The organism is Pseudomonas sp. BC42, assembly GCF_021560055.1.
Taxonomy (GTDB): Bacteria; Pseudomonadota; Gammaproteobacteria; order Pseudomonadales; family Pseudomonadaceae; genus Aquipseudomonas.
This window is the reverse complement of sequence record NZ_CP091067.1, coordinates 4,018,782-4,031,728: the sequence shown is the minus strand read 5'-3', so window position 1 is coordinate 4,031,728 and position 12,947 is coordinate 4,018,782. Positions and strand designations below refer to the sequence as shown.

Annotated in this window: 11 protein-coding genes; 10 read left to right on the top strand and 1 reads right to left on the bottom strand. The window is 65.8% G+C overall.

Annotated features, from left to right (window positions below; genetic code table 11):
• The first annotated feature begins 67 nt into the window (after window positions 1-67).
• Window positions 68-940, top strand: coding sequence for a patatin-like phospholipase family protein (locus L1O02_RS17910; RefSeq protein ID WP_235758430.1), 873 nt, complete (start codon window positions 68-70; stop codon window positions 938-940).
• Here L1O02_RS17910 and L1O02_RS17905 read toward each other — a convergent pair.
• Complete coding sequence (locus L1O02_RS17905; RefSeq protein WP_060838894.1) at window positions 937-1,857, bottom strand: MurR/RpiR family transcriptional regulator; 921 nt, start codon at window positions 1,855-1,857, stop codon at window positions 937-939. The genes L1O02_RS17910 and L1O02_RS17905 overlap by 4 nt on opposite strands.
• 310 nt (window positions 1,858-2,167) lie before the next feature.
• On the opposite strand from L1O02_RS17905, the gene iolC reads away from it, so the two are divergent.
• The 9 genes from iolC to L1O02_RS17860 all read left to right on the top strand — a co-directional run bounded on the left by iolC (window position 2,168) and on the right by L1O02_RS17860 (window position 12,943).
• Window positions 2,168-4,108, top strand: a complete 1,941-nt coding sequence (gene iolC, locus L1O02_RS17900; RefSeq protein ID WP_235758428.1) for a 5-dehydro-2-deoxygluconokinase — start codon at window positions 2,168-2,170, stop codon at window positions 4,106-4,108.
• Window positions 4,109-4,238: 130 nt separating this feature from the next.
• Window positions 4,239-5,147: a myo-inosose-2 dehydratase gene (gene iolE / locus L1O02_RS17895; RefSeq protein ID WP_060843337.1), complete on the top strand. Its 909-nt coding sequence runs from the start codon at window positions 4,239-4,241 to the stop codon at window positions 5,145-5,147.
• Window positions 5,144-5,950 carry a 5-deoxy-glucuronate isomerase gene (iolB, locus tag L1O02_RS17890; protein WP_060838897.1) on the top strand — a complete coding sequence of 269 codons (807 nt, stop codon included), beginning with the start codon at window positions 5,144-5,146 and terminating at the stop codon, window positions 5,948-5,950. The genes iolE and iolB overlap by 4 nt, the downstream gene beginning before the upstream one ends.
• A gap of 50 nt (window positions 5,951-6,000) precedes the next feature.
• The gene (locus L1O02_RS17885; RefSeq protein WP_060838898.1) at window positions 6,001-7,500 is read left to right on the top strand and encodes a CoA-acylating methylmalonate-semialdehyde dehydrogenase; all 1,500 of its coding nucleotides are present in this window, start codon (window positions 6,001-6,003) and stop codon (window positions 7,498-7,500) included.
• 36 nt (window positions 7,501-7,536) lie between these two features.
• Entirely contained in the window at window positions 7,537-8,358 is an 822-nt protein-coding gene (locus tag L1O02_RS17880) for a TIM barrel protein (RefSeq protein WP_235758426.1), read from the top strand.
• Window positions 8,359-8,500: 142 nt separating this feature from the next.
• Window positions 8,501-10,438: a 3D-(3,5/4)-trihydroxycyclohexane-1,2-dione acylhydrolase (decyclizing) gene (iolD, locus tag L1O02_RS17875; RefSeq protein ID WP_235758424.1), complete on the top strand. Its 1,938-nt coding sequence runs from the start codon at window positions 8,501-8,503 to the stop codon at window positions 10,436-10,438.
• A 34-nt stretch (window positions 10,439-10,472) separates the two neighbouring features.
• Window positions 10,473-11,483 carry a Gfo/Idh/MocA family oxidoreductase gene (locus L1O02_RS17870; RefSeq protein WP_235758422.1) on the top strand — a complete coding sequence of 337 codons (1,011 nt, stop codon included), beginning with the start codon at window positions 10,473-10,475 and terminating at the stop codon, window positions 11,481-11,483.
• 288 nt (window positions 11,484-11,771) lie between these two features.
• Entirely contained in the window at window positions 11,772-11,963 is a 192-nt protein-coding gene (locus tag L1O02_RS17865; RefSeq protein WP_082729235.1) for a hypothetical protein, read from the top strand.
• Between the two features lie 53 nt (window positions 11,964-12,016).
• Entirely contained in the window at window positions 12,017-12,943 is a 927-nt protein-coding gene (locus tag L1O02_RS17860; protein ID WP_235758420.1) for a sugar ABC transporter substrate-binding protein, read from the top strand.
• Window positions 12,944-12,947: the final 4 nt, after the last annotated feature.

Here is a 12,947-nt window from a genome sequence, read left to right as displayed (position 1 = left end):
CTGCCGGTGGTTGGCGGGCGACTATGCTGAGCTTCTAGGGCGTCGACAACGGCGCGGGAGGTCGGTCATGGGTCAGGACAGAACCGCGCTGGTGCTTTCCGGGGGCGGCAGCCTCGGGGCGGTCCAGGTCGGCATGCTGCAAGCCCTGGTGGAGCTGGGGCTGGAGTTCGATCTGGTGGTGGGGGCCTCGGTGGGCGCCATCAATGGCGCCTACTTCGCCGCGCGGCCCGATGCCCGGGGCGTGGCCGAGCTGGCGGACTTCTGGCGCGGCTTGCGCACGGGCGACGTGTTTCCGTTTTCCTGGTTCGACAGCCTGGTGGGCCTGCTACGCCATCGCGGCTGCCTGCTGCCGTCCACGGCCCTGTCTCGGCTGGTGCGTCGGGCGTTGCCGGTCGCGCGTATCGAAGACAGCCGGCTGGCGTTGCATATCGTCACCACCAACCTGCTGACGGGGGCCCAGGAAGTGCTCTCCAGTGGCGACACCGAGCAGGCGCTGCTGGCCAGCGCGGCGATTCCCCTGGTGTTTCCCTGGGTGCGCATCGGCGACAAGCTGCTGGTGGATGGCGGGGTCGCGAGCAATACGCCGATTGCCGCTGCGGTGGGCCTGGGGGCCACTCGGGTGATTGTCCTGCCCACCGGTTTCGGTTGCGCCTGCCCGGCGCCGCCGGCGGGGATGCTGGCCCTGGCCCTGCACACCTTGAACCTGTTGAGCATGCGCCAGCTGGTGCGCGACATCGAACTCTATGCGCCGCGGGTGGCGATCCATGTGGTCGACCCCCTGTGCCCGCTGGGGGTATCGGTGTTCGACTTCAACCAGACCGAGGCGCTGCTGCAGCGGGCATACCGCCAGACCCTGGGCTGGGTCGAGCAGGGCGGCCTGCAACGCCGGGGCGTGCCCGATGCCCTGCAAGCCCATAGCCATGGGCCGGCTTCGGGCTAGTCGTCGAAGCCGCCCTGTTCGTGAATCTCGTCCATCTTCAGTTCCAGGCGATAGGCCACGGCGATGAACAGCGCCTGGCACAGGCACAGGGTGGCGCTCAGCGAGCGGAAGGCGAAGGAGCTGCCTTCGTTGACCAGCAGCACGCTGTTGGCGCGCTTGGCCAGGGGTGACAGGGTGCTGTCGGTGATGATCAGGGTCTGGGCCTGGTTGTGCTGGGCAATGCGCAGGCAGTGCTGGGTTTCCTTGGCGTAGGGGGTGAAGCTGATGGCGATCACCAGGTCGTTGGGACGGATGCTGCGCATCTGCTCGCGGTAGCTGCCGCCCAGGCCCGACACCAGGTGGATGCGCTTGTTGGTGTGCTGCAGGTTGTACACCAGGTAGTCGGCCACGGCGAAGGAGCGGCGTACCCCCACCACGTAGATGTTGTCGGCATTGACCACCAGCTCCACCGCCTGCTCGAAGGCCGCGTCGTCCAGCTCCAGGCCCAGGCGCTCGATTCCCGAGAGCGTGGCGTTGACGCACTCCCGGGCCAGATCGCCGCCGCTGGCCTTCTGCGACTTGTTGGCGATCATGCTGCGGATGCGCTGCTGGTAGTTCTGCACCGGCGTGGCCTTGTGGGTGTAGGCCTCGCGAAACAGCGCCTGCATTTCACTGAAACCGCTGAAACCGAAACGCTGGGAAAAGCGCACGATGGCCGAAGGATGGACCTCGCACTCCCGGGCAATGTCGCTGATGCGGTCGACCATGATCCGGTCGCTCTGCTGGCTCATGTAGCTGGCAATGCGCTTGAGCTGGCGGGGCAGGCTCTCGTATTCCTCGGTGATCAGTTGCAGCAGGCGCTCGGCATTGATCGGGGGGCTGACGAGGTCGCTCTCGGGCGTGCTCTCGGCCAGGGCCGGCTGATCGGTGCGGGACATAGAAAATCCTTCTGGCGTGTACTGATGGGCAGGCTGGAGAGCCGTCCCCTGACAATAGGTGGGCAGCCGGCAGTCTACAGGGTAGGGCCCCATAAAATCTTCGGGCCGGTGCCGGCCGGGGCTTTGCTGAAACGATGCAGGGCGTCTGGCTCAGGCTTGAAAAAGTTTAATGGAAAATATATTCCATGTAAAAAATATATAGAAAAAATATTGATTGAGGCCCGGAGACGTTTTAGTCTGCATCCACCAAGAGTGCTCGCCGACCGGTCACGGCGGCGAGCGCAGGCTGATAAAAATAACAGGAGCCAGCATGGGCCAGACTCGTTTTGCCAGTGGGCGTCAATTGGATCTGATCTGCCTCGGACGCCTGGGCGTCGACCTTTATGCGCAGCAGGTCGGGGCGCGGCTGGAGGACGTCAGCAGCTTTGCCAAGTACCTGGGCGGCTCGTCGGCGAACATCGCCTTCGGCACCGCGCGCCTGGGCCTCAAGTCGGCGATGCTGAGCCGGGTCGGCGACGATCACATGGGGCGCTTCCTGCTGGAGTCGCTGGCGCGCGAAGGCTGCGACGTCAGCGCGGTCAAGGTCGATCCGCAGCGCCTCACCGCCCTGGTCCTGCTGGGCCTCAAGGACCGCGAAACCTTCCCCCTGGTGTTCTACCGCGAGAACTGCGCGGACATGGCGCTGTGCGCCGCCGACATCGACGAAACCTTCATTGCCTCCAGCAAGGCCCTGCTGATCACCGGCACCCATTTCTCCACCGACGGCGTCTACCGGGCCAGCCTCCAGGCCCTGGACTACGCCGAGAAGCACGGGGTCCGGCGGGTCCTGGACATCGACTACCGGCCGGTGCTCTGGGGCCTGGCGGGCAAGGCCGACGGCGAGACCCGGTTCGTTGCCGACCAGCAGGTCAGCCAGCATGTGCAGGGCATCCTGGGGCGTTTCGACCTGATCGTCGGCACCGAGGAGGAGTTCCTGATTGCCGGTGGCAGCGACGACCTGCTGACGGCCCTGCGCACCGTGCGCTCCCTGAGCGCCGCGACCCTGGTGGTCAAGCTCGGCCCGCAAGGCTGCACGGTGATCCACGGCGAGATTCCGCCGCGCCTGGAGGACGGGGCGATCTATCCCGGTGTGCGGGTGGAGGTGCTCAACGTGTTGGGCGCCGGCGATGCCTTCATGTCCGGCTTCCTCAGTGGCTGGCTGGAAGAGGCCAGCGATGAGCGCTGCTGCCAGTTGGCCAACGCCTGCGGCGGCCTGGTGGTGTCGCGCCATGCCTGCGCCCCGGCGATGCCGACCCGGGCCGAACTGGACTACCTGTTCAGCAGCCCGGTGCCGATTACCCGTCCCGACCAGGATCCGATCCTGCAACGCCTGCATCAGGTCAGCGTGCCGCGCAAGGCCTGGAAGCAATTGTTCGTCTTCGCCTTCGACCACCGTGGACAACTGGTGGAACTGGCGCAGCACAGCGGTCGCGAGCTCAAGGCCATCGCTCAGCTCAAGCAGCTCTTCATAGAGGCGGTGCAACGGGTCGAAGCCGAGCTGCGGCGCCGGGGCATCGAGGCCGATGTCGGCCTGCTGGCCGACCAGCGTTTCGGCCAGGAGGCGCTGAACGCCGCCACCGGGCGCGGCTGGTGGGTGGCACGGCCGGTGGAAGTCCAGGGCTCGCGGCCCCTGGCCTTCGAGCACGGGCGCTCGGTGGGCAGCAACCTGATCGCCTGGCCCCAGGAGCAGATCATCAAGTGCCTGGTGCAATTTCACCCGGACGACGAACCCCTGCTGCGCCTGGAGCAGGAAGCGCAGATCCGTGGGCTGTACCAGGCGTCCCAGGTCAGCGGGCATGAACTGCTGCTGGAAATCATCCCGCCCAAGGACCTGCCCGGCGCCCATCCCGAGGTGCTCTACCGCAGCCTCAAGCGCCTGTACAACCTGGGCATCTACCCCGCGTGGTGGAAGATCGAGGCGCAGTCGGCCGAAGAATGGAAAAAGCTCGACGAGCTGATCCAGGAACGCGACCCGTATTGCCATGGCGTGGTGCTGCTGGGCCTGAATGCCTCGGCCGAAGCCCTCGCCGAGGGCTTTCGCCAAGCCGCCGACAGCCGCACCTGCCGCGGTTTTGCCGTGGGCCGCACGATCTTCCAGGAGCCCAGCCGTGCGTGGCTGGCGGGGGAGATCGACGACGCCACCCTGATCCACCAAGTGCAGGGCACCTTCGAACAACTGATCAACGCCTGGCGCAGCGCCCGCTCACTTTAGCAGCCGGCTTGCCGGCGAAGAGGGTCTTGAGCCTGGTGCCAGGCTCGCCGGAGCCTTCGCTGGCAAGCCAGCTCCTACGAGTGCGAGGCCGTTCTCCACGCTTTCATGAACAACAACAAAAGGTGCAGCCATGCCCGCGATCCGAATTGGCATCAACCCGATCTCCTGGAGCAACGACGACCTGCCGGCCCTGGGCGGTGAAACGCCCCTGAGCACCGCCCTCAGCGAAGGCCGCGACATCGGTTACCAAGGCTTTGAACTCAACGGCAAATTCCCCAAGGACGCCCAGGGCGTGGCCGCGGTGTTGCGCCCCTATGATCTGGCGCTGGTGTCGGGCTGGTATTCCGGGCGCCTGGCCCGGCGCTCGGCGGCCGAGGAAATCGACGCCATCGCCGGCCACGTCGAGCTGCTCAAGCACAACGGCGCCTCGGTGCTGGTCTACGGCGAAGTGGCCGACTCGATCCAGGGCTCGCCGGTGCGTCTGGTCGAGCGCCCGCGCTTCCACAGCGCCCAGGCCTGGCAGGACTACGCCGACAAACTCACGACGCTGGCGCGTTTCACCCTGTCCCAGGGCGTGCGCCTGGCTTATCACCACCACATGGGCGCCTATGTCGAATCGCCGGCGGACATCGACCAGCTGATGCGCCTGAGCGGCGAGGAAGTCGGCCTGCTGTTCGATTCGGGCCATTGCTACATGGGCGGCGGCGAGCCCCTGGAGGTGCTGCGCAAACATGTGCGCCGGGTCTGCCACGTGCATTTCAAGGACGTGCGCAAGCCGGTGGTGCAACTGGCGCGCAACAACCTGTGGAGCTTTCCGGACTGCATCGTCAACGGCACCTTCACCGTGCCCGGCGATGGCGACATCGACTTCGCCGCCTTGCTCGACGTGCTGCTGCAGGCGGGCTACCAAGGCTGGCTGGTGGTGGAAGCCGAGCAGGACCCGGCCGTGGCGCCGAGCTACGTCTACGCGAAAAAAGGCTATGACACCCTGCGGGCGCTGCTGGACGCCGCAGTGCCATCTACGAGGACAGGCCAATGAATCTGCTGGTTAAAAGCGCGACCCAGGGCCGGACCCTGGTCCAGCTGCCGGAGGGCGCCCTGGCGTACGTGGGGTTCAGTGCCTACCGCCTGAGCCTGGGGGACAGCCTGCCGCTCAGGGCCGGAGACCAGGAGCTGTGCCTGGTGCTGCTCAGCGGCCGCATCGACGTGCAGGGCGAGTCGCCCCAGGGCGCCTTCCAGTGGTCCAACCTGGGCGACCGGCAATCGGTGTTCGAGGACAAGTCGCCCTTTGCCGTCTACCTGCCGCCGGGCAGCCAGGCCCGGGTCAGTGCCTTGAGCGACGTGCAGATCGCGGTCTGCGCCGCCCCGGGCGCCCTTGAGGGCAGCCCCGGCCCGCGGCTGATTCGCCCTGAGCAGTGCAAGCGCAGCGTGCGCGGCAAGGGCGCCAATACCCGCTATGTGTGCGACATCCTGCCCGACAGCGAGCCGGCCCATTCCCTGCTGGTGGTGGAGGTGCGCACACCGTCCGGGCATTCCTCCAGCTACCCGCCGCACAAGCACGACACCGATGACCTGCCGCACCAGAGCTTTCTGGAAGAGACCTATTACCACCAGGTCAACCCGCCCCAGGGCTTCGTGTTCCAGCGGGTCTACACCGACGACCGCAGCATTGACCAGGCCATGGCCGTGGAAAACAACGATCTGGTGGTGGTGCCCAAGGGCTATCACCCGGTCAGCGTGCCTTACGGCTACGAGTCCTATTACCTGAACGTCATGGCCGGGCCCAAGCGGGTCTGGCAGTTCCATAACGACCCGCAGCACAGCTGGCTGCTGGATCTGTAAGCCGCTCGAACCTTGAGCCTCGACCGAACCCATCACGGAGAACAAGAACAATGAGCGACACCCCGGTAATCGGCCATTACATCGACGGCCAGGTGCAGGACGCCGGCGAGCGTTTCAGCCCGGTGTTCAACCCGGCCACGGGCGCGGTCCAGGCCCGCGTGGCGCTGGCCGCCCAGCAGACCGTGGACGCGGCGGTGGCGTCGGCGCTGAAGGCGTTCCCGGCCTGGTCCGAACAGTCCTCCCTGCGCCGTGCGCGGGTGATGTTCAAGTTCAAGGAACTGCTGGATCGGCACCACCAGGAGCTGGCGCAGATCATCACCCGCGAGCACGGCAAGGTGCTGGCCGACGCCATGGGCGAAGTGACCCGCGGCATCGAGATCGTCGAGTACGCCTGTGGCGCGCCGAGCCTGCTGAAAACCGATTTCAGCGACAACATCGGCGGCGGCATCGACAACTGGAACCTGCGCCAGCCCCTGGGTGTGTGCGCCGGGGTGACGCCGTTCAACTTCCCGGTGATGGTGCCGCTGTGGATGATCCCCCTCGCCCTGATCGCCGGTAACTGCTTCATCCTCAAGCCGTCCGAGCGCGACCCGTCCGCCAGCCTGCTGCTGGCGCGCCTGTTGACCGAAGCCGGCTTGCCCGAAGGGGTGTTCAACGTGGTCCAGGGCGACAAGAGCGCGGTGGACGGCTTGCTCCAGCACCCGGACATCGAGGCGATTTCCTTTGTCGGTTCGACGCCGATTGCCGAGTACATCCACCAGCAGGCCAGCGCCCGAGGCAAACGCGTGCAGGCCCTGGGTGGGGCCAAGAACCACATGATCGTGATGCCTGACGCCGACCTGGAGCAGGCCGCCGACGCGCTGATCGGCGCGGCCTACGGCTCGGCCGGCGAGCGCTGCATGGCCATCTCCATCGCCGTGGCGGTGGGCGAGGTGGCCGACGAATTGATCGCCAGGCTGCTGCCGCGCATCGACCAGCTCAAGGTCGGCAACGGCTTGCAGGGCGACAGCGACATGGGGCCGCTGGTGACCGCCGAGCACAAGGCCCGGGTTGAAGGTTTCATCGACCAGGGCGTGGCCCAGGGCGCACAGCTGCTGGTGGACGGACGCGGCTTCAAGGTGCCGGGGGCGGAGCAGGGCTTTTTTGTCGGCGCCACCCTGTTCGACCAGGTCACTCCCGAGATGAGCATCTACCAGCAGGAAATCTTCGGGCCGGTGCTGGGCATTGTGCGGGTGCCCGACTTTGCCAGCGCGGTGGCGCTGATCAACGCCCATGAATTCGGCAACGGCGTGTCCTGCTTCACCCGCGACGGCGGCGTGGCCCGGGCCTTTGCCCGCAGCATCAAGGTGGGCATGGTGGGCATCAACGTGCCGATTCCGGTGCCCATGGCCTGGCATTCCTTCGGTGGCTGGAAGCGTTCGCTGTTCGGCGATCACCATGCCTACGGCGAGGAAGGCCTGCGTTTCTACAGCCGCTACAAGAGCGTGATGCAGCGCTGGCCCGAGAGCATCGCCAAGGGCCCGGAATTCAGCATGCCGACCGCCAAGTAACTGCCTCGACGGGATGGATTTGGGAGAACAAGAAGAATGAGCCAGCCCCTGCGTTTCGCCCTGAATCGTATGGTTGCACCGGGTTTGTCACTGCCGCAGTTCATCGACCTGGCGCGCACGCTGAAGGTCGATGCCATTGAGATCCGCAATGACCTTGCGGGCGTGGAAATCGAGGACGGCACGCCGCCCGAACGGGTCCGCCAGTTGTGCGCGGCCCAGGGGCTCAAGGTGTTGTCGATCAACGCCCTGTACCCCTTCGATGTGTGGAACGACGAGCGTCGCCGGCAGGCCCTGAAACTGGCCGCCTATGCCCGTGACTGCGGCGCCGAGGGGCTGGTGCTGTGCCCGCTCAATGACCCTGCCGACCCGCGCGGCGAGGCCCAGCGCAGCAGCGCGTTGCGCACGGCCCTGAGCGAACTGGCGCCGATCCTGCGGGAGCACGGCCTGCTGGGGTTGATCGAGCCCCTGGGCTTTGAGGAATGCGCGCTGCGCCACAAGCGCACGGCGGTGGAGGCGATCCGCGCCATCGGCGGCCTGGATGTGTTGCGCCTGGTGCACGACACCTTCCACCACCACCTGGCCGGCGAGCATGAGTTCTTCCCCGAGCTGACCGGGCTGGTGCACATCTCCGGGGTCGAGGATCGCCAGGCGCCGCTCAACCGCATTCGCGACGGCCATCGGGTGCTGGTGGGCGAGGCGGACATCCTTGGCAATGCGGCGCAGATCGATACCCTGCGCAGCAATGGCTACAGCGGCTACCTGTCCTTCGAACCCTTTGCCGAGAGCGTGCACGGGCTGGCGGATATCCAGCAGGCGATTGGGGCGAGCATGGCCCACCTGCAGCAATCCCTGACTTGACGCCGCCCTCATGTAGGAGCCGGCTTGCCGGCGAAGGGGCCCCACAGGGGGGCAAGTCTCGAAGGTGCTTTCGCTGGCAAGCCAGCTCCTACGGGAGTATTGGCAGGGCCGTTGGCTTCACATGATGAATAAGGTGCAAACCATGAGTACGACACGCTTGACCATGGCCCAGGCCCTGGTGAAATTCCTCGATAACCAATACGTCGAGGTGGATGGGGTCCAGAGCAAGTTCATCGCCGGGGTCTTCACCATTTTCGGCCACGGCAACGTGCTCGGCCTGGGCCAGGCCCTGGAACAGGACAGTGGCGAGCTGCTGGTGCACCAGGGCCGCAACGAGCAGGGCATGGCCCACGCCGCCATCGGTTTCGCCAAGCAGCACCTGCGGCGCAAGATCTACGCCTGCACCTCCTCGGTGGGCCCCGGCGCGGCCAACATGCTGACCGCGGCGGCCACCGCCAGCGCCAACCGCATTCCGTTGCTGCTGCTGCCAGGGGACGTCTACGCCAGCCGCCAGCCGGACCCGGTGCTGCAGCAGATCGAGCAGTTCCATGACCTGAGCATCAGCACCAACGATGCCTTCAAGGCCGTGAGCCAATACTGGGACCGGATCAACCGGCCCGAGCAACTGATGAGCGCGGCGCTCCACGCCATGCGCGTGCTCACCGACCCGGCGCAGACCGGCGCCGTGACCCTGGCGCTGCCCCAGGATGTGCAGGGCGAGGCCTACGATTACCCGGACTCCTTCCTCGCCCGGCGGGTGCACCGCATCGACCGCCGCCCGGCCACCGAGGCCATGCTTGGCGATGCCCTGGCGCTGTTCGAGGGCAAGCGCAAGCCGCTGATCATCTGCGGCGGCGGGGTCAAGTACTCCGGGGCCAACCGGGCGTTGCAGGCCTTTGCCGAACGCTTCGGCATTCCTTTTGCCGAAACCCAGGCGGGCAAGAGCGCGGTGGTTTCCGAGCACCCGCTGAACGTCGGCGGGATCGGCGAAACCGGTTGCCTGGCGGCCAACCTGCTGGCCCGGGAAGCCGACCTGATCATTGGCGTCGGCACCCGCTACAGCGACTTCACCACCTCGTCGAAATGGCTGTTCCAGCACCCGGAGGTGCAATTTCTCAACCTCAATGTCTGCCCTGGCGACAGCCTGAAGATGGAGGGCGTGCAACTGCTGGCCGATGCCCAGGCCGGTTTGCAGGCCCTGGGCGAAACCCTGGGCCGCAGCGGTTACCGGGCAGCCTGGGGCGGGCAGATCGGCGAGGCCCGGGCGCAGCTGGAGGCCGAGGTCGACCGGCTCTACCAGCTGCAATACCAGGACCAGGGCTTCGTGCCGGAAATCAACGACCACCTGGACCCGGCGGTGCTGCGCGAATTCATCGAACTGACCGGCTCCTGCCTGACCCAGAGCCGGGTGCTCGGGCTGCTCAACCAGGCCTTGCCCGAGGACGGCATCATCGTTGCCGCCGCCGGCAGCCTGCCCGGCGACCTGCAGCGCAGCTGGCGCAGCAGGGCGGTCAACAGCTACCACGTGGAATACGGCTATTCGTGCATGGGCTACGAGGTCAACGCGGCGCTGGGGGTCAAGCTCGCCGAGCCGGATCGCGAGGTGTACGCCCTGGTGGGCGACGGTTCCTACCTGATGCTGCATTCGGAGCTAGTCACCTCGATCCAGGAGCGGCGCAAGATCAACGTGGTGCTGCTGGACAACATGACCTTCGGCTGCATCAACAACCTGCAGATGGGCCACGGCATGGACAGCTTCGGCACCGAGTTCCGCTACCGCAACCCTTCGAGCGGCAAGCTCGACGGCGGCTTTGTGCCGGTGGACTTCGCCATGAGCGCCGCGGCCTACGGCTGCAAGACCTACAAGGTCAGCAACGAGGAGCAGTTGCTGGCGGCCCTGGCCGATGCCCGGACCCAGACAGTATCGACCCTGATCGACATCAAGGTCCTGCCCAAGACCATGATCCACGGCTACCTGTCCTGGTGGCGGGTGGGCGTGGCCCAGGTGTCCACCAGCGCGCGCACCGATGCCGCGGCCAAGACCCTCAATGAACGCCTGGCCCAGGCCCGGCAGTACTGATCGCTCTGCAACGAACAACAACAGGAGTATCTGCATGTCTTTGAAACTTGGCGTTATCGGCACCGGGGCCATCGGCCAGGATCACATCCGTCGGTGCAGCCAGACCCTGCTGGGCAGCCAGGTGGTGGCGGTCACCGACATCAACCTGGCGTCGGCGGCCAAGGTGGCCAGCGACCTCAAGCTCACTGCCGAGGTCTACCCGGATGGCCACGCGCTGATCAAGGCTGCGGATGTCGAGGCAGTGCTGGTCACCTCCTGGGGCCCGAGCCACGAGGAGTTCGTGCTGGCGGCGATTGCCGCGGGCAAGCCGGTGTTCTGTGAAAAGCCCCTGGCGGTGACCGCCGCCGGTTGCCGGCGCATCGTCGAGGCCGAAATCGCCCACGGCAAGCGCCTGGTGCAGGTGGGCTTCATGCGCCCCTACGATGCCGGCTACCAGGCCTTGAAGGCGGTGATCGACAGCGGGCAGATCGGCGAGCCGCTGATGCTGCACTGCGCCCACCGCAACCCGCGGGTGGGGGAGAACTACAAGACCGACATGGCCATCACTGACACCCTGATCCATGAGCTGGACGTGCTGCGTTGGCTGCTGGCCGACGACTATGTGTCGGTGCAGGTGGTGTTCCCGCGCAAGACCAGCAAGGCCCTGGCCCATTTGCGCGACCCGCAGATCGTGCTGCTGGAAACCGCCCGTGGCACGCGGATCGACGTCGAGGTCTTCGTCAACTGCCAGTACGGCTACGACATCCAGTGCGAAGTGGTGGGGGAGAGCGGCATCGCCAGATTGCCGGAGCCGTCCCAGGTGCAGTTGCGCAGCCAAGCCAAGCTGTCCAACGCCATCCTGATGGACTGGAAGGAGCGTTTTATCGCCGCCTATGACGTCGAGCTGCAGGCCTTTATCGACGGCGTGCGCGGCGGTCGGGTGGGCGGGCCTTCGGCCTGGGACGGCTTTGCTGCCGCCGTGGCGGCCGACGCCTGTATCGAAGCGCAGAACAGCGGCCAGATCGTCAAGATCGAGCTGCCAGAGCGTCCCGGCTTCTACGCCTGAGCTGCAGCCTTGCCGGCGGAGCAACCCTTGCAGGGCGCTTTCGCTGGCAAGCCGGCTGGCCGGCCAAGGAGGCCTTGCATCAAGCGCAGGTCTTGGGCCAGCAGCCGTCGTGCAGCAGCGGTTTTCCGGGGGGAAAACCGATTTAGAATAAAATTCTAAAATGAGTTGATATAGAAATTATTTTCCAATAAAGTCATTTCCAGGTTGCCGACTAGCTAGGTTGCAAACCCCTCGAACAGGCTTTGAGCGCGGTGTGCACCGACCCACAAAAACAAACAGGTACCGTCGATGAAAACCTTCAAATCCGCTGTCCTCGCTGTCGCTTCAGCGTTCCGCTTCTCCTCTGCGCCCGCCGCTGTGACTCCTCGGGCCCGCCGCTGCGCCCTTGTCCTGACCTGCCTCGGCTTTCTCTGCGTAGAGCGCAACGGTGCGCTGCTGTGCTGCGTTCCCGGCGCGCCGGTGGTGCGCCTGCCGCTCTGAGTCGTTCTGCGCTTTATCCATAAAACCTACAAGAATGTGGAGAAAGACCTGTTATGAACACCAAGATCCGTTTTGCCTCGCTCGCGCTGTCGCTGCTGCTGACCAGCGGGGCGGCGCTGGCCGACATCAAGATCGGCGTGAGCATGTCGCAGTTCGATGACACCTGGCTGACCTACCTGCGCGAGTCCATGGACCAGAAAGCCAAGTCCCTGCCCGACGGGGTCAAGCTGCAGTTCGAGGACGCCCGCAGCGACGTGGTCAAGCAGTTGAGCCAGGTCGAGAACTTCATCAGCCAGAAAGTCGACGCCATCGTGGTCAACCCGGTGGACACCGCGGCCACCCGCAAAATCACCGAGGCCGTGGTCAAGGCCGGCATCCCCCTGGTGTACGTCAACCGTCGCCCGGATGACCTGAACCTGCCCAAGGGCGTGGTCACCGTGGCCTCCGACGACCTGGAGGCCGGCAAGATGCAGATGCAGTACCTGGCCGAAAAAATGGGCGGCAAGGGCGACATCGTGATCCTGCTGGGCGATCTGGCGAACAACTCCACCGCCAACCGCACCAAGGGGGTCAAGGAGGTGCTGACCCGCTACCCGGGGATCAAGGTCGATCAGGAACAGACCGGGGTCTGGCTGCGGGACAAGGGCATGACCCTGGTCAACGACTGGCTGACCCAGGGCCGCAAGTTCGATGCGGTGGTGTCCAACAACGATGAAATGGCCATTGGTGCCGCCATGGCGCTGAAGCAGGCCGGGGTCGAGAAGGGCAGTGTGCTGATCGCCGGGGTCGACGGCACCCCCGACGGCCTGCGTGCGGTGAAGAAGGGCGACCTGGCGATCTCGGTGTTCCAGGACGCCAAGGGCCAGGCGGACGGCTCCATCGATACGGCGGTGAAGATGATCAAGCATGAGCCGGTGGAGCCGGCCGTGTGGATTCCCTATCGCCTGATCACCCCGCAAAACGTCGACCAGTTCAAGTAACGCC

Coding starts and splice junctions, on each gene's coding strand:
- L1O02_RS17910 (WP_235758430.1), top strand. CDS start 68: ATGGGTCAGGACAGAACCGCGCTGGTGCTTTCCGGGGGCGGCAGCCTC.
- L1O02_RS17905 (WP_060838894.1), bottom strand. CDS start 1,857: ATGTCCCGCACCGATCAGCCGGCCCTGGCCGAGAGCACGCCCGAGAGC.
- iolC (WP_235758428.1), top strand. CDS start 2,168: ATGGGCCAGACTCGTTTTGCCAGTGGGCGTCAATTGGATCTGATCTGC.
- iolE (WP_060843337.1), top strand. CDS start 4,239: ATGCCCGCGATCCGAATTGGCATCAACCCGATCTCCTGGAGCAACGAC.
- iolB (WP_060838897.1), top strand. CDS start 5,144: ATGAATCTGCTGGTTAAAAGCGCGACCCAGGGCCGGACCCTGGTCCAG.
- L1O02_RS17885 (WP_060838898.1), top strand. CDS start 6,001: ATGAGCGACACCCCGGTAATCGGCCATTACATCGACGGCCAGGTGCAG.
- L1O02_RS17880 (WP_235758426.1), top strand. CDS start 7,537: ATGAGCCAGCCCCTGCGTTTCGCCCTGAATCGTATGGTTGCACCGGGT.
- iolD (WP_235758424.1), top strand. CDS start 8,501: ATGAGTACGACACGCTTGACCATGGCCCAGGCCCTGGTGAAATTCCTC.
- L1O02_RS17870 (WP_235758422.1), top strand. CDS start 10,473: ATGTCTTTGAAACTTGGCGTTATCGGCACCGGGGCCATCGGCCAGGAT.
- L1O02_RS17865 (WP_082729235.1), top strand. CDS start 11,772: ATGAAAACCTTCAAATCCGCTGTCCTCGCTGTCGCTTCAGCGTTCCGC.
- L1O02_RS17860 (WP_235758420.1), top strand. CDS start 12,017: ATGAACACCAAGATCCGTTTTGCCTCGCTCGCGCTGTCGCTGCTGCTG.